Below are 17,403 nucleotides of genomic sequence, written 5' to 3'. Positions count from 1 at the left end.
AACTTGATTTGACTTATTTCGACAATATCCATTTTGCTATATCTTCTAAAACATTCCTATCCACGGATTGTGGAATATTATATTCATTCCAAATGTCTTTCAACGTACCAAATACTGCTTTCATAAACATGTGGTTCAAACCTGGATAGAGCTTGAATGTGACATCGGGGTGGTCTTTTAACATTTCACGGTATCGATTGAAATCTTTTTCAACGGAAACCTGTACATCTTTATCACCCTGTACGACGAAAATCGCTTTTTTATTTTGCGATAGATAATCCTTTGTAGGATGTTGATTCATTTCTTTAAAATACCAAGCATAAACAGAACCGAACAAAATGGTCTGCTCCGCCATCTCAACCGTCATGTCGGATATGGCATCAAACTTGTCTTGCAGTTCTTTTACTTGCTTTAAGGCTATCTCTTGTTGAGATGCTTCAAGCTGTTTTATGGAATCTTCATTTTGGTTTAGGATAACTTCTTCAAGTGTTCGAGGAGTGCCGGCTAAGATTATTAAGCCTGCCACATCTCCGCCTTCTGCATCGATTCTTGGAGCAAGCGTCCCGCCTAAACTATGTCCAATTATGAAAATGCGATTTGCATCCACACGGGGATCTTTTTTTAGCATTTCAACAGCCATAATAGCGTCCTCTAAGACCTCTTCTTTGACTGAAAGCTTACCGCCGAGTTCTTGAACCATCTGCTTACCAAAAGCGAATGTTCTCTTGTCATACCGAAGCGATGCAATCCCTTGATTTGCAAGTCCATCAGCAAGGTCTCGAAAAAACTTGTTTGCACCAATGGTTTCATCTTTATCTAAGGCACCTGAACCGTGTACAAATACAACTGCAGGGACTTTTTCAGTATGAGAATCTGGCAACGTCAATATCCCTTCCAACGGATAGTCGGCGTTTGCCACAACTTTAATTTGTTCTATCATTTTTAACCTCCTATACAAACTCAGATTCCATTTGCACTGTTATTCTCACTTTTCACACAATTATACGATAACATATATTGGAAGTAATATCCCCTTTAGCTTAAGCAAAATCAACTATTAGGTTTAACCAAACTCTACTTATAAATAGAAACGGTATAAAAGAATAGATCCATCATTACGACTAAAAACTAAATAAGTATATGTTATGAATGCTGGTAAACTTATTTGATCTGTTGCTCAAATGTTCATTGATAATTAATTATGACGATGTATGATCGGAAAAATGATCATTTCTAAACCGCTTGGGAGTTAAACCTGTGTATTTTTTAAAGATTTTTATAAAGTAACTTTGGTCGTTAAAATTTAACGATGAGCCGATGTCTGAAATCGAATAATTTGTTAATTGTAATAGCTTTTTTGCTTCGTCAATTCGTTGCCTTTGAATGTATTCACTTATTGGTATACCAACTTCTTTTTTAAAAAATGATGATAAATAATTTGGGCTTAAACGACACATTTGTGCAAGGTGATCAAGGGTGATATCGTCATAAAGATGGTCATAAATATAATGTTGACAAGCAGTAATTGTTGGAGAATATCTTTCTTCATTTAATTGATGCACACGTTTGGTAAAATCCATTATCGCTTCTTCCGTTAATATTAATATTGCTTTTAAGCTTCCTAATTCCTCGAGTTGTTGAATATAGAAATCACTTAAGGTAAAGGCAGTTTCATCATTTAAACCACCTTCAATAGCCGCTCTGCAAACAAGAGCAATCCCAGTTATCATTAAATTTTTTTCACTTCTTAGGCGATTTCGTTTCGACAATAATCCTAATTCCGCCTCACCGATTATAGAGTAATCGAAGATATCCTTTAATTTATCTATCCTTCCGTTTTTGACATAATCAAGCAAAACCCGTTCATATGAAAGATTGGAATGAAAAATAAAATTCCTTCTCCCTTTTGAAAGCTCAAGTTCCGGATTTTCTAATACAATCATATCAAGGTTCAACTCTTCATTATTTTGAATGACCATCGTTTGATCAAGCTTTTTATGATACATCAAATAATAAACCAATAGACTGATCGTTAGGAATTGTTGACTATCAATAATTGGGATTGAATAATAGTATTCAATGAGTTTCCTTTTATTTAGATTTCCATTAAAAGCATCTATGATCTTGCTTATCATTTCACCAGATATTTCTGAATCAAGCGTAGGACCTAAAACAATGGTACCTAAAAATAGATTCGTTTTTTTAAGATTGACAAAGAAAAAGTTCAAATTTGAATTAGAGAAGAATATAGGAAAATCCTTTGGATTATCTTCATAAGTATACACACTAATCTGCTCTTTGAACGGGCTGTTGTATGGATGATTACGTAGTTCTTTACTTGAAAAATCGTATTCAATCTCACCAAATTGATTGACATAATAAACAGGTATCTTATGAACTTTATAAATAAGCTCACATATATATTGTAAATCTTGTATGTCTATTTCCATTGATTCTATACTCTCCCTTCAATATCTTTTTAATTCAGTCCATTTTTAAAAACTATATTTAATAAATACTATTAATCGTAAAATAATACAATAAGCATTTTTAAACAAGCAATATAATGATTCTTGTAAGAAGTATAAGCAAGGAGGAATTAGACATGGAATTATCAAATAAAATTGCTGTCATAACTGGTGCAGGTAGTGGAATCGGAAGAGCAAGCAGTTTGAAACTTGCTAGTAACGGTGCAACAGTAGTATTAGTCGATTTCAATCAGGAAACAGGAGAAGAAACGTTAAAACTTGTGAAAGAACAAGGTGGAGAAGGTATCTTCATCCAAGCAGATGTCTCGAAAACTGAGGATGTGCAAAATTATGTAAATAAAGCAGTCGAAACATTTGGACGTATTGATATATTTTTCAACAATGCAGGTATTATCCAAAAGTTCGCACCTTTCACTTCAGTAGAAGAATCCGAATTTGACCGCATTATGTCGATCAATGTAAAAGGGGTTTTCCTTGGAATGAAATATGTGTTAAAGGTGATGGAGGAGCAAGGAAGTGGCTCTATTATTAATACTGCTTCTACTGCAGGGGTTCGTCCTGAACACAGTGTAGCAGTATATTCTGCAAGCAAACATGCGGTTGTAGGCTTAACGAAGGGCGCTGCATTAGAATATGCGAAAAAAGGAATTCGAATTAATGCACTTTGTCCAGGAGGTGTGAAAACAGCATTAACAACAAGTGTTGAAGCTCAGTTTGCAACAGGTGGTTATGTTCCAGAAGACCTTCCAAATATGAGAATGGGTCGTTATGCTGATCCAAAAGAACTCGCTGAAATGGTTGCTTTCTTAGCATCAGATAAAGCAAGCTATATGACTGGTTCAATTGTTCTTGTAGATGGCGGGCTAACTTTATAATCAATAAAAGCATCGAGTAGGATTCTATCCATTTAATCATTAGGGGCAGTCATGATAGTCATGACTGCCCCTAATTTATTTTTTGCTCACTTATTCAAAAGAAAAACCTACAGTTTGATTCTTTTCCCAATTTTGCTTTTTTTGTTTGCGCAAAATTGTTCTCATTTCGTTGCATAGTCGAATGATATCTACTTTTTGTTCACAGTCCCATTCAATTATGATTGAAATATATAACTCGTTTAATTGAGCATAAGAAAAGTCATTCGTTAAATCGATTAGTTGCTGTAATTCTTCATTATTTAATATTCGATTTAAATTTTTCTTTTGTAAATAGTCAGAACGCATTTCTTTTGTTGGTTGTTTAATTTCATATGCACGATCAAATCTTCCAGAGCGATTCATTAAAGCTGGATCGATTCTTTCAGGATAGTTAGTCGTTCCAATTAAAAATAAACCTTCTTTAGAAGTTGCACCATCGATTGTGTTTAAGAATACCGATCGAACCGAAGCAGGCATACTGTCAATATCCTCGATTACTAGTACCATTGGTGTTAATTTTAACACTGAACTAAAGACTTCTTTAATTGTGTAACTTGATGTATATTCAGTAATTTGCCAATATGCAACCGGTGCGTTAATACTACTTGCAATAGATTTTACTAATGTTGTTTTTCCATTTCCAGGATTTCCATATAATAAAAATCCTCGTTTATAGGGGATATCATATGTTTTAAAGAAATCTCGACCTTCATTAAAGAAATGGTCAATTGATCGATAAATTTCTCGTTTTAATGGTTCTTCTAAAAATACATCTTCTCTTCTAACCATTTTTGTTATATTTTCAATTGACGTTTCGACACCGTCATCTGTATCTGTGTAGACTGTTACATAATTTTTAATATAATCTCGTTTTCTTTTAAGTACGTATTGAAAAAAGGATGAAAGACATGAATCATTTTTAGCAAAAATTAGATCTCTATTGTATTGATTATCCGCTTCAAAGATCATCGCTTTAGATAAAGCTACTCCGTAATTCGGATAATAATATAATCCATTTTCGACCCTTGGTTTAATGATGAGTTCCATCTTTTTATCAGTGTGATTCGAAGAAATAGTTTTTGTTTCAAGCTCATTATAAATATGGCTGATTAATTGAACTTCACTCGATTCCTCTTTAAGATCTTCTTCAAGAATTTCCCAGATTTCATTTGTTGTATCCTCATCTGAATACATTTGGAAATCTACCCCAAATGTATCAAATAGCTGACTTTGAATAGTTGAAATGATCTTTCCGTAATCGTAGTAATAAGGTAATGTATTTCGTTCCATATCCTTCGAATCAAATAATACATTTATTTTTGTCATGCAATTCTCCTTTGTTTTCCAATCTTTCTTATAATTCTAAATCCTTAGTTTCTATAAGTCTAGTGTTGAAAGGATTAGACTTTCATTATTTTTATTAAGAACAAGTTTGATGAATAGACCGCTGTCCCCAAAATTGCAAACAATATATTAACAAAACACAAAAACCCACAAGGATCATTACTTTCCCTTGTGGGGTTTACTTTGTATGTATTACTCTTTAATCCCCTACAGACTTATGCGGTGGAATTATTTTTCCTTTTCTAGAAGGATTTGAAGAATGTTTGTCATTTTCAGTATTTATTTCTTCTGGTAAACGCTTTGGAGCTATAGGTACATTTCTTATTTCATAATTGATAACATCGGAAGAATGAAGCGTAACAATCATACTTCCACCATATTGTTTTGCCCGAATTAAAATAGGCTGATTATATTTATTTTGAAAACGGAAGTCTGGACCATACCAACTAACTGTAGCATCACGGCCTGCTGGTACATAATGTACTCGTCTACTATGGGAATATCTTTCAATAATTTTTAGTCCAGCGCGATCTACTGCATTAAACAGGGTAGAAGACACTTGACATATTCCTCCTCCAACTCCTTCAGACAATTCCCCCCTTACAATGACTGGCGCACGTTTGTATCCCTTTGCTCCACTTCTTTCTCCTACTACTTTATTAAAAGAAAAAACTTCATTAGGAAAAACTACGTAATTATCAATCGCTTTTGCTGCCAGTGAAATATTATGTACTCGACTTTTATTATTCGAATTAAAGTAGGTTACATATTGTCCAATTTGTTGAATTCTAATATGAGCTAATAATTCACTATCAACTTTAGGATAAATATCTAACTCTGGTACTTCAATTTTAGATGGTCCTTTACTATAAAAATATGCAGTAAATTTATCCTTGAACTCTTTTTTATAAAGCCTGTATCCTACCTGACCTGGTACGATTCTACCTTGTTCATTAATTGTCGCATTTATAGGGTTACGGTAAATTTCTTGATCAAGTTTTTCCATAAATTGAGTAAACTTTTTATCGTTTATCACTGGTGTACCTGGAAGTGACATTGTAAAATCTTCACGATTAACTACGGCAATCGGATGCCCCTGTTGAATAACAGTTAAGCTGTCAGGTAGTTCAACTGATTGCGTCATTAATAATAAACTAGCTAGTAATTTTTGCAACATAGTCGGATTCCTCCCAACGTTAGTATGAACAAGAATCAATACTTTCATGTTTTTTCCTTGTAAATCTTTCACATATCCGCTTATATTCCGTTACTTTTTTATCTACATAAAAATAGAGAAGAATTTTTAGTCTTCTCTAAGCAATTTTCACGGTATATTTGATTGTTTTTTATCGATTTTAAAGTCTTTTTAATTATGATTTCTATTAATTTTTGTAGTTTTCATTCTATTTATTCAAAATTGGTAACTTATTTGCAGTTCACAAAATTTTATTTGCAGATTTGACAATTTTATTTACACTTTCAGAGTTTAAATTGTAGCTCAGCTATTTTATTTGCACTTACAAGATTTAATTGCAGCTTCAACTTTTTTATTTGAGCTATAACAGAAATTCTAAGATAAAAAAAACGAGTTGCTTTTAGGCAACTCGTATATTTTCTATCAAGATTTGAAATCGTTCATAATTACATTTATCGTATTAAATGATTCTTCTCTAATTGATGTAGTATTCTCTTTATTCGCATTAAATGTAATTAAAGCCTTCCAGAGAGCCCATCCTCTTGCTCTATTCCAAGTATTGTCATCAAAGTTCAAAACGTTTTTAAAAACATTTCTACTGCGAGTATCGAAAAATGTCCATGCCATTGCGGCATCACATGATGGATCACCTACACCTAGTATTCCAAAATCAATGACTGCACATAGCTTGCCATTTTTAACAAGAAGGTTTCCTGGCGCAATGTCGCCATGTACCCATACTTGTTCTCGCTCCCATTTGGAACTAAGAGCTGTTTCCCAAATTTCTGTTAGTAAATCTTTGTTAAAAAACTCTTGAGTTTGATCTATTGAATCTCTAGTTTCTTGGTCGTATACAGCTAAGTTTCCACCTCTAAAGAAATTATGCGTTCCTGCAATCGGCCCTCCATGAGCATCAATTGACTGGAATTCTTTTAAAAATCGCCCTAAATCTCTTGCAAATTGACTTAAATCAATTATATTTTCTTTACTAGAAGTTTCTCCATCAATCCATTCATTGATGGTCCATGGCCAAGGATAGTATTTACTAGGACTTCCTTTTGCTAACGGTTTAGAAACTGGTAATCTTAGTTTATTCGCTAAAATAGGTAACCACTTATGCTCTTTTTCAACTTGAGGAACATAGCATTCTGCGCTTGGTAATCTTACACTCATATGATCCCCTAAATGGAACGTTCTGTTATCGTTGCCACTTAATTCTACAGGCTTTATTTCTAAGTGAGACCAAATTGGAAATTGTTCTTTAATTAATTGTTTTACTAATTCAACATTTATGTTGTCCATCTATTCTCCCTATTTCAAACTAATAAATTATTTATATTTTATTTTTGAGTTATCAATATAAATGTAACGCCGAACTTGTCTATAACTGTACCGAATGCGGGACTAAATGGTACTGCTTCTAGCGGGGCAATGACGTGCCCATCTTGTTGTAATGAATTAAAAATTCGCTTTGTTTTTTCTACGCTATCAATCGAAAGATTAATCGTGACTTCTACTTTTTTATTTTCATAATTAGGTGTATTTTGTTTAGATTCTTTGTCCATAACTGGATTCGATTGAATCGGGGCATCGAATAACATAAGGTCACTTTCACCGATTTTTAAAATGGCATTTGCAACACTATTCTTTAATGCTTCTGGACACGGAATTGGCATTTCTCCGTATGTTTGCATAGTAAGAACCTCTGCTTCAAGTTCTCTTTCATAAAAATGAACTGCTTCTTTAGCGTTACCACTCATTACAATACATGGTGTAATTTTTAACGTCATAAATGCCATCTCCCTATCTATTTCATCTTAGCTTTTACAGCTTTCTCTAATCGTGTCATGGCTTCTTCTAATGTTTTACGTGTACAAGCGTAATTCAATCTCATAAAACCATCTCCATTTATTCCGAAACCGCGACCTTCATTTAAACCTAATTTAGCATCATTAATCATAAATTCGTTTAATTGGTCACCTCTTAGGCCTAAACCTCTAAAATCAAGCCAACCTAAGTAAGTTGCTTCTGTAACTCTCATTTTTACACCCGGAATATTTGTTTTTAAGTAATTATGTATAAACTCCGCATTTCCTTTTAAATAAATCAATAATTCATCAAGCCACTTTTCACCTTCGTTATAAGCAGCGATCACTGCTTCAATTCCAAAAATATTTAAGTTTTCTAAACTTGAACGAGCAATTGCATGAGAAAATTCAGTAAATAATTCTTGATTTGGAATAACAGCAAGTGACGAAAATAAGCCTGCAATATTGAATGTTTTACTTGGCGACATAAATGTAATACTCATATTTGCTGCATCTTCACTTAATGAATAAAAAGGTGTGTGACTACCTTTCTTATAGACTAAGTCAGCATGAATTTCATCTGCTATTACAACAATTTTATTCTTTTTACATATTTCAAACAAACCTGATAATTCCTCTTTTGTCCAGACTCTTCCAACAGGATTTGCAGGGCTACATAAAATAATCATTTTAGTTTTAGAAGTAATTTTATTTTCTAGATCTTCTAAATCCATATAATAATAACCATCTTCTTCAATTAAAGAATTTTCAACTATGTTTCTTCCATTATTTCTAATAGTACTGAAAAATGGAAAGTAAACTGGTGGCTGAATGATGATTTCATCACCAGGTTTTGTGAAAGCATCAATGGCTAAATTTAATGCTGGAACTACACCAGGTATATTTGTTAACCATTCTCTTTTTATCGATGTATTATAACGTTTACTTGCCCAATTCATTGCTGATTCAAAAAATTCTTCTGGTATATGTCCATAACCATATATAGGATGTTGAGCTCGTTTCGTCATAGCCTCTACAATCCCGGGTGCACAAGCAAAATCCATATCGGCAACCCATAAAGGTAGTACTTCCGTACATCCAAATACTCGATCAACTGAATCCCACTTTGTACTATTTGTATTTTTTCTATTATGTTCTTCATTAAAGTTAAAGTTCATTTCTTATCCCCCACCATTTTCGATCATTTATGATTAAGATTTTACTACTTTATTCCAATATATAGTTAATCAATAGTATTTTCGTAATCATAATTACTATCCAAATTATACTATTCCGCTAGAAAATTCAAATTTTAATATTAATTTAAAAAAAGTGAAGTATGAACTGTCTGGCCAAGACCAACAATTGGTGGAGTTTGTATGAAAATCTAGCAATATTTAATTAGGTGTCTATATTTTTCAAAAATCGATCTATTTTTTTCATGATGATAGCAAATAATAATTAACATCAAAATGTGAATGGAGGGTCTGTAATGAAAAAAGATGATGAATATACTGATGATATGAATCAAATTTTAGAAATTATCAATGCAAAAGGTGATACTGGCGAATTACTTGAAATTGTAGACAAATATAAACAAGCTGAAAATCCAGAATGTAATCATGATCTTTTTTATCAAGAACTAAGAGTAATTGCTGAGGATAGTGCTAAAGAAGAAGATTAAATAGAGTAGGTTTAATGAGTAGTGGAACGATATTAGTTCCACTACTTTTTACTATTTTAATAAATCGAAACCATAGATTATGTATTACCGATTAATTTATAAACTATATTCTTCAGTTGGAATTTTACCTCTTAAAATATCATATTCAGCCTTCATTTCACCAAATTTTTGAGGATTTCCATGGTCCGGTGCATAATCAGGGTGCCAAAGCTTAGTATATTCCCTCATTTGTTTCTTCCAAACTTCAGCACTATCATTCGGATCGAAATACTTGAAATTATGTTTTTTATTTTTCTTGATTGAAGTAGAGTAATTTCTTAAATACTCTTCCCAGACTCTTGCCCAATCAACTATTTTCTTTTTATATTCTTTTGCTTTCTCGGCATTTTTCCTTTTTTCTTCTTTCTTCCAATCTTCCATTCTTTGACTAAAATCTTTAACCCCTTGTTTTGAGTTTCTCCATCTTAGCTCGGCATCTCTAATTTCTTGATCTGTAATTTCATCAAATAAATTTTCGTCATCAAGAACTTCAATAAGATCTTCTTCATTTTCTTTTGAATTTATATGGAGGTCATACATTTCTTCTATCATTTTTTCAATTAATTCTGCACTAGTTTTCCCTGTAAGTTGGGATAGCTTTTCCAGTTTTTCAGTGGATTCTATTTTAACCTTGTGTGTTAAATAAACGTATTTAGTTTTGTTTCTCAAGCACCTCAACTCCTTAATTAAATGTTACTATACAAGGTTAAATCTATATATTAAATAATGAAGTCAATCACGTTACATTCCATTCTCAACAACCTCAATTAAATGAAACAAGAATGTTCTATTTATAGTTTAATGTAAAATATTATTAATAATGTTTTATAATCAATCGTATTCATTGTTTATAGGAACTATTTAAGAAAGTATTTTGAATTCAACATCAAACATTTCTATATTTATTAACTGATTAACGATTTTATTTTTTATTATCAACTTATTTTATTCGATATTAATCTATTGCAACCTTTCTTAATTCGATAATTATTTTTTATCAAGCTTAATAATTTTTTCGAATTGCTCACGAGATCAAATTATTTATATAATTTTATAAACTAAATGATTTATAAGGGAGTGATTTCTATTATTAATCAATTTAAAAATATACCAACAACTTGTATTTCAGATGTAATGGATGGACTGAATAATATGGATCCGTCAATAAAGCCTTTAAAAGAAGAATATAGATTTGCTGGAAGAGCACTGACTGTTAAAATCCCTGTTGGTGATAATTTGGCTGTATTGAAGGCAATTCGTGAAGCAAATCCAGGAGATGTCATCGTAATCGATGCAAAAGGGGATCGATACCGGGCAATTGCAGGAGACTTTGTTGTTGGAATGGCACAAACAATGGGTGTTAGTGCAATAGTTGTTGATGGGGTAATCCGAGATATCAGCGGTATTAAAAAATTAAATTTCCCAGTATTTTGCAAAGGAACAGCTGTAGCTGCAAGTGGAAAAATTGGTGTAGGCGATATTAATATTCCAATTTCCTGTGGAGGTACATCAGTTAACCCAGGCGATATTATTGTTGGTGATGCAGATGGTGTAGTTGTAATCCCTCAAGCGGAAGCAAAAACGATTTTGGAGAAATCTTTAGATAAAATTAAAAAAGATGAACAAAGAGAAGAACAAGTATCTGGTAAAATTGAAGCAATAAAATCTTATATTGATCGTATGCTTCTAAAGTAACTGATAAAAAATACAAAAAAGGTTCTAAATATAGGTTCTTCGAAAAAAACCTATTAGAACCTTTTTTACTTGTCTAAAATTTTAATTTTTCCAACTGACTTTTAATAAACGGATCAATCTCATCAGGCAATTGACTTAAATGAAAGAATTGGACTTCAATTGATTGATTTTGATCTGGACAAATTTCATTTTCGAAATCTGTACAAATATACCCAATTGCTACTGTATGATATTCATCTCCGCTTCCCTCAACTTTATTTATAAATTCTGCTCCGGGATATACTCCAATTAATGTTAAAGAATTTAACTTAAGACCAATATATTCGAGAACAGATCGCTTAATACATTCTTCAACAGATTCATTTAATTGTAAAATCCCACCTGGTATACCCCAATTACCTCCTCCGTTTTGATAAAATAAGATTTCACCTACAGCATTTAGGATAGCAACGCTTGGACGAACAATCATTAAAGGAGCAATTCCGATCTTTTCTCTAATACCTTCACAATAATTCTTGAACTACTCACTACTTAACACCCTTACTGGTTGTTTGAAGTGGGAGATTCTTGGGAACAAAGCATACTTGCTAGTGTTATTTCTTTGCCAGCAGAGGTTTCTCTTATTTACCAAGCTATCCCCGTAGATTCCTACGGTTCTATGATTATTTAGACCAAAGCCAATGTTCGTAAGCCTTCAGCTAGAATATTTTTACTAGCATTTAGATCTCGATCGTGATGTTGATGGCAATTTGGACAGGTCCATTCCCTGATTGCAAGAGATTTCTTGCAATCTTGGTGCCCACAATCAGAACATATTTGGCTGGATGGAAACCATTTACTTACTTTCATGATTGTTTTACCATACCATTTAGCTTTGTATTCTAATTTAGATACAAATGCAGACCATGATACATCAGAAATCGATTTGGCTAATTTGTGATTACGTAACATTCCTTTCGTATTCAGGTTTTCGATACAGATTAGATCGTGGTTTTTGATTATTTCTGTACTCAACTTGTTAAGGAAATCATCACGTTGATTCATTACTCTTTCGTGTAATCTAGCGACTTTTCGTTTTTGTTTCTGATAGTTTTTTGCATCAAGAAGGTTAATCCCATTCTTTTTAGCATGTAACGCACGTCTTGAAAGTTTTCGCTGTTCACGTTTTAGTTTCTTTTCCATTTTGGCAGTAAATTTATTGTTGTCAATTTTGCTTCCGTCAGAAAAAATGGCAAAATCAGTGATGCCTAAGTCGATACCAATCGATGATTCAGCTTTCTCTAGTGGTAGTACGTCTACTTCTGCAAGAATGGATACAAAGTATTTACCACTTGGAGTTCGTCTAACGGTTGCATTCAAAACACGACCATGTACTTCGCGACTTTTAGCAAAGCGAACAAGACCAAGTTTAGGCAGTTTCATTTTGTTTCCGACAACGGCAATATTTCCGTTTGTTTCTTTTGTTGTATAGGATTGAACGCGATTCTTTTTAGATTTAAAGCGTGGTGCGTTATTCTGCATTTTGAAGAATCGTGAATACGAATCTGCGAGGTTTTTCAGTGAGGATTGAAGAGCAATACTAACAACTTCTTTGAGCCATACTAATTCTTTTTTCAACTTTGTTAATTCAGCAGAACAAGAATTGTATGTTAATCCTTTGCCAGTTTCTTTGTATGTGTCGTTCCATTGTCCTAAAAAGTGATTGAATACAAAACGACTACATCCAATCGTTTTGGCGATTAGTGTTTCCTGTTCTTTAGTTGGATAGATACGGAATTTATATGCTTTATTGACTAGCATTGTTTTCACCTCACTTCATTCCTTAATTTTTAATTTATTTCTTAACTATATTGATGGGAGAACCACCAGTAGTTAGTAAGCAGAAACTTCTTGATCAAAACATTTCTTCCGATAGCACTTTTCTAATTTGTAGAAAGGTACGTTTGATCATGATTATTGATTTCTAATTTCACTTTAATATCAGCCTTTCTTTTACTTAAGCCTGAGCATATCATTGAGTTATGAAGCAGACAACAAAAAAGCCTTTAGACATACCCCGCCTAACCGACATTCATCTCCCACCTATTACTGGTGTTATCACACCTTCACGTATTTGAGGAAGGAGTCTTCTGTCGAATAATGATAAAGCCTCCTAATCAAAAATATTAGTACCAACCTATATTCATAGCATTTAACTCAATATTTTTCTATACCTTGAATTAGTTTTTTAGCTTCATCCATCATTTCATTTATTAAGTTTTCTACCGAGTCCTTTTTAGATAATCTAGGACTTTGTCCCGACCAAAGTGACATAAACTCTTTATTATTTTGTACCGAGGATGCTTTTCTCATTGTTTGGGTAATCGTATTTTGAACGGGAAACTGTGGTAAATCAGCTTCGTATTTTTTCATTTCGGTAATAAATTTATTTTCGATTCCTCTTGCCCATTTCCCTGAAAATGCACGAGTCAAAACTAACTGGTCTTCGTTAGAATTTAGAATCGTATTTTTATGTACCTCATGAGCCCCACTTTCAATGCTGGTTAAAAAAGCGGTACCCATTTGAACAGCTTTCGCCCCTAAACAAAGGGACGCCATTAAACCTCTTCCGTCCATAATTCCTCCTGCTGCAATTACAGGAATACGAACATGATCAATTACTTGTGGAATTAACGACATTAATCCAATTAAACTTTCCTCATTATCGTTTAAGAAATTACCTCGATGTCCACCTGCTTCACTACCTTGAACGACAACAAGATCCATTCCTGATTTCTCAATTTCAATCGCTTCATTTACAGTAGTTGCTGTTCCAATCAAAATAATATTATGGAGCTTTAACTCGTTTATTATTTCCATTGAAGGTATGCCAAATGTAAACGAACAAATAGGAACACCTTCTTCAATAATCGCTTTTATTTGTTCATGAAATGTTTCATTATACCGATTAAAATTTTGAACTTGTATGCGATCATTTTGTTTTATATTTAATTCTTCATTAAAAGATTGTAATAAATCCATAGATTTAGACATTTCATTCTCGTTAACAATAAATTCATTTGGGACAAATAAATTAATTCCGAAGTTATTATTAGTTAACTTTTTTATTTCTCTAATTTGTTCACTGATTTGTGATGGAGTCATATACCCTGCTCCAATTGTACCTAAAGCTCCACAATTTGATACTTCAGCTACAAAATTTGAAGTTGTAATTCCCCCAGCCATCGGAGCTTGAATAATTGGATATTCTATCTTTAAAAGTTCAGTTATTTTATTTTTAAACATTCATTTCACCTCTATTAATTTTAACTTTTTTTTACTCACCAAAAAAGTCCCGAATAGTCTAGCAACACTACCCGGGACTTTACCTATTATTTTAATACATTGGGAGATTTTGAGGGTACATTTACGCCTAGGTTTAAAAATCCATGGCCTTCCTCAAACTTACTGTATCCGATTGGTACTGTATGACTTATTAGTAGTTCGAACAAATCTGGTTCAGTAATTTTCTCATTATTCTCAGACTCAAACTGTTGAATTAACAATGCAATAGCCCCTGATACATGTGGTGTTGCCATTGATGTACCAGAAAGAACAGCAAATTGATTTGTCGGATACGTTGAAAGAATCTTTTCTCCTGGTGCAACTAAATCAATTTCATCATTTGTATTACTAAAATCGGATAATCGTTTTTGAAGACTTACGGAACCTACTTCTATAACTTCATCGTAGGCACCTGGATAGCTATATTCATTGGTTGAACCATCCCCATCACCTTCATTACCAGCTGCACATACAACGGCTATATTTTGTTCAACCGCTCTTTGAATCGCTTCATGTAACGAAGAATCATCCCCTGGACCACCTAATGACATTGAAATCACTCGAACAGTTTCTCCATTAGAGCCTTTCCAATTCGTCGCATAATCAATAGCCTGTACAATTGATTCAATGCTTCCTTCACCAGCACCAGTTAATACTTTTAAAACGAGAAGTTTTGCTTTTGGAGCTACTCCAACTACCCCTTCTCCATTTTCAGAAGCTGCAATCGTTCCACAAACATGTGTACCGTGACCGTTATTATCTAAGAATACGTTAGGGTCCCCACCGTAATCTTCAGTAAAATTATATCCACCAATAATTCGCTCTTGTAAATCAGGGTGGTCTGTCTGACAGCCTGTATCAATAACTGCTACGACCACATCTTCCCCTTGAAACCCTTTTTCCCAAATAGATTTAGCTTCTATTAAACTAACACCAGGTGGTACTTCATTTGTACTACCTTTAACTTCTTCCAGCTTGTAAGGAATTAATCTAAATTTAGACATGCCTACCAACTCCTTTTTGGGATTTATTCATAAAGGATAAATCTTTGAGGTATAGTTTACTATTCTATACCCATCCATAATTTTCCTTTAAATAAATTCAACTTTATTTAAAATTAATTCTAATACAGTTGGAAATTAATAGATTCACCGCTCCCTTCTCCAAACTCGGAAGTCGGCTTTTTGATTATTATAATGAATGGTGTCAAAACTTTAGTTATGACCCTGTTCATTATAAAGGAACAAAGGAGTCTTTCCTTAAAACGGCAAATGCATAGGAGGTAAAGGTACATTATGTACGATCCACCAGAAAACAACCCTTGTAAAAACTCCTTTCACCAACCAGAATGGTACCTCAAAGGAACGTTTTGGTTTGCTACTCTCGTACTTAGAGATCTCACTGTGACACTAAACGTTATCCCTCTACTAGTAATGCCTCGAAAAAATTGAATTTCGAACACATTTTATTCATATAAAGAATGCAAATTCAATCTGAAAGTTGGACAAAAATATTTTTATATCTAATCTATGAAGCTTATAAATTAATCCTCGCGCTTCAACCTCAACGCTGAACCTATTTGTGACGAATCTGTCAATATTTAATTTGATATAAAAAATGCCCGCAAATTCGTTAGTAATACCGCATTTTATAAATTAATCAATTATTAAATAACTCAAAGGGATTACGATATAATTAGGGGGTAAAGAACTAGAATGAGAGGTTAGAAGATGATAAAAAATGAGCAAGAGTTAAAAACCAAGTTGAATCAGTTGATTAGCGATCCTAATTTCTTGCGTTTACAAGAATCTTTTGAAAAAGAGAGTTTATTTCAATTATTGGGGTTTGGACACCGAGAAACAATGCATAGTTCTTTTATCAGTTGGTTGCTTTCACCAACGTCTTCGTTAAGTTTAGGTACGTTTCCACTAAAGCGTTTTCTCTACTATATTTGTGAGGAAAATTTATCAAATGAGAAAACTGTTATTGATTTTGATTTAATTGAATCGGACTCACTTCAACTAGAGGAAATGGAAGTTGCAACTGAGGTAGCAGAGTCTGTGGTGGTTCCAGAGACAAATCAGGAATTACGGGCTCGATTTGATTTGTATTTGGTGAATGATTTGGTGAGAATTATTGTGGAGAATAAGGTGTTGGCAAGAGAAAACAAAGATCAGACGGAAACTTATACGAAAATCTTAAAACATTTAGATGACTCGTATCAATATGAATTAAAGGTCTTTTTATCTCCAGATGGCACAGTAAAACCAAAATGTCCTGAGTTTATTCAAATTGATTATCAAGGTCTATATGATTTTGTTATTGTACCTAGCTTGAATCATCCCAAAATTACAACTGCAAATAAAAATATTTTAGAGGAATATATCCATAATCTTCGTATGGTCTATAAAGGAGTAAATAAGCCGATGGCAAGAGTAAATGATGAGTTGTGTGTAGCTATATATGATAAGTACAAAGATGTATTAGATGAAATATTCGATGCGGTTAAAAATGAGACACCTGAAAAGAGGAAGGTCAAAACGTCTGATCCAATTCGTAAATCAAATATTTCTTGGAAAGAGATATATTCACGACTAAATGAAGACGAAAAAAATCTAGAGTCTACTTATGGAAATACCGTAACAAAGGCTGAAATCGACCTAACAAGTGGTAGGATCCTTTTTGAAGGAGAAGAATACAGTAGTCCTTCGGCTGCTGCTATTGCCGCAGTAAATTACATTCAGGGTGAAAATTACACAGACCGTTACAATGGATATATGTTTTGGAGTATTGTGTATCCAAATGGTGAAAAGAAGAAACTGTCTGTTGTACGTGATGATATCTCTATATCTGTAGCTCAAGAGGAAGAAGATTAAGGCATTGAGAGTAGACTAACTATATAACAAATGGT

The 17,403-nt window shown here is 33.1% G+C and carries 16 protein-coding genes and 1 pseudogene; 4 read left to right on the top strand and 13 right to left on the bottom strand.

All coding sequences use genetic code 11. The features are described from left to right. Positions 1–13: 13 nt before the first annotated feature. A complete protein-coding gene (locus AB1282_RS15560; RefSeq protein WP_429899483.1) occupies positions 14–940 on the bottom strand; it encodes an alpha/beta hydrolase family protein in 927 nt (308 codons plus the stop codon). Positions 941–1,199: 259 nt separating this feature from the next. Next, positions 1,200–2,450 (bottom strand): helix-turn-helix domain-containing protein, encoded by a 1,251-nt coding sequence (locus tag AB1282_RS15555; protein ID WP_429899482.1) that lies wholly within the window; start codon positions 2,448–2,450, stop codon positions 1,200–1,202. Between the two features lie 155 nt (positions 2,451–2,605). On the opposite strand from AB1282_RS15555, the gene AB1282_RS15550 reads away from it, so the two are divergent. Further along, complete coding sequence (locus AB1282_RS15550) at positions 2,606–3,364, top strand: SDR family NAD(P)-dependent oxidoreductase (protein ID WP_056470148.1); 759 nt, start codon at positions 2,606–2,608, stop codon at positions 3,362–3,364. A 90-nt stretch (positions 3,365–3,454) separates the two neighbouring features. On the opposite strand, the gene AB1282_RS15545 is transcribed toward AB1282_RS15550, so the two are convergent. From AB1282_RS15545 to AB1282_RS15525, 5 genes are all read right to left on the bottom strand, one after another. Further along, the gene (locus AB1282_RS15545; RefSeq protein WP_429899481.1) at positions 3,455–4,729 is read right to left on the bottom strand and encodes an ATP-binding protein; all 1,275 of its coding nucleotides are present in this window, start codon (positions 4,727–4,729) and stop codon (positions 3,455–3,457) included. A 217-nt stretch (positions 4,730–4,946) separates the two neighbouring features. After that, entirely contained in the window at positions 4,947–5,924 is a 978-nt protein-coding gene (locus AB1282_RS15540; protein ID WP_056470151.1) for a VanW family protein, read from the bottom strand. Between the two features lie 441 nt (positions 5,925–6,365). Beyond that, positions 6,366–7,244, bottom strand: coding sequence for an aminoglycoside phosphotransferase family protein (locus tag AB1282_RS15535; protein WP_429899480.1), 879 nt, complete (start codon positions 7,242–7,244; stop codon positions 6,366–6,368). A 38-nt stretch (positions 7,245–7,282) separates the two neighbouring features. Further along, the gene (locus AB1282_RS15530) at positions 7,283–7,732 is read right to left on the bottom strand and encodes a VOC family protein (RefSeq protein WP_429899479.1); all 450 of its coding nucleotides are present in this window, start codon (positions 7,730–7,732) and stop codon (positions 7,283–7,285) included. Between the two features lie 17 nt (positions 7,733–7,749). Beyond that, a complete protein-coding gene (locus AB1282_RS15525; RefSeq protein ID WP_429899478.1) occupies positions 7,750–8,928 on the bottom strand; it encodes a MalY/PatB family protein in 1,179 nt (392 codons plus the stop codon). Positions 8,929–9,242: 314 nt separating this feature from the next. Between AB1282_RS15525 and AB1282_RS15520 the strand changes: the two genes are divergently transcribed. After that, positions 9,243–9,434: a hypothetical protein gene (locus AB1282_RS15520; RefSeq protein WP_335411299.1), complete on the top strand. Its 192-nt coding sequence runs from the start codon at positions 9,243–9,245 to the stop codon at positions 9,432–9,434. Positions 9,435–9,530: 96 nt separating this feature from the next. On the opposite strand, the gene AB1282_RS15515 is transcribed toward AB1282_RS15520, so the two are convergent. Continuing rightward, positions 9,531–10,142, bottom strand: coding sequence for a hypothetical protein (locus AB1282_RS15515; protein ID WP_390312301.1), 612 nt, complete (start codon positions 10,140–10,142; stop codon positions 9,531–9,533). A gap of 408 nt (positions 10,143–10,550) precedes the next feature. Between AB1282_RS15515 and AB1282_RS15510 the strand changes: the two genes are divergently transcribed. After that, on the top strand, positions 10,551–11,168 hold the full coding sequence (locus AB1282_RS15510; RefSeq protein WP_429899477.1) for an RraA family protein: 618 nt from the start codon (positions 10,551–10,553) through the stop codon (positions 11,166–11,168). 73 nt (positions 11,169–11,241) lie between these two features. On the opposite strand, the gene AB1282_RS15505 is transcribed toward AB1282_RS15510, so the two are convergent. The 5 genes and pseudogenes from AB1282_RS15505 to AB1282_RS15485 all read right to left on the bottom strand — a co-directional run bounded on the left by AB1282_RS15505 (position 11,242) and on the right by AB1282_RS15485 (position 15,496). Beyond that, positions 11,242–11,637 (bottom strand): NUDIX domain-containing protein, encoded by a 396-nt coding sequence (locus tag AB1282_RS15505; RefSeq protein ID WP_429899476.1) that lies wholly within the window; start codon positions 11,635–11,637, stop codon positions 11,242–11,244. 197 nt (positions 11,638–11,834) lie between these two features. Then, a complete protein-coding gene (gene tnpB, locus AB1282_RS15500) occupies positions 11,835–12,968 on the bottom strand; it encodes an IS200/IS605 family element RNA-guided endonuclease TnpB (protein WP_429899475.1) in 1,134 nt (377 codons plus the stop codon). 34 nt (positions 12,969–13,002) lie between these two features. Beyond that, positions 13,003–13,119, bottom strand: a pseudogene (locus AB1282_RS15495) (IS200/IS605 family transposase); the annotation flags it as partial. Between the two features lie 245 nt (positions 13,120–13,364). Continuing rightward, entirely contained in the window at positions 13,365–14,453 is a 1,089-nt protein-coding gene (locus AB1282_RS15490) for an NAD(P)H-dependent flavin oxidoreductase (RefSeq protein WP_429899474.1), read from the bottom strand. 86 nt (positions 14,454–14,539) lie between these two features. Next, positions 14,540–15,496, bottom strand: coding sequence for a S8 family peptidase (locus AB1282_RS15485; RefSeq protein ID WP_056470171.1), 957 nt, complete (start codon positions 15,494–15,496; stop codon positions 14,540–14,542). A gap of 726 nt (positions 15,497–16,222) precedes the next feature. Here AB1282_RS15485 and AB1282_RS15480 point away from each other — a divergent pair. Further along, positions 16,223–17,368 (top strand): PD-(D/E)XK nuclease family protein, encoded by a 1,146-nt coding sequence (locus tag AB1282_RS15480; protein ID WP_429899473.1) that lies wholly within the window; start codon positions 16,223–16,225, stop codon positions 17,366–17,368. Positions 17,369–17,403 lie beyond the last annotated feature (35 nt).

It is taken from the genome of Gottfriedia sp. S16(2024) (genome assembly GCF_050473765.1).
Classification (GTDB): domain Bacteria; phylum Bacillota; class Bacilli; order Bacillales; family Bacillaceae_G; genus Gottfriedia.
The sequence above is the reverse complement of the archived record's forward strand: the minus strand, read 5'-3'. Positions and strand labels throughout refer to the sequence as shown.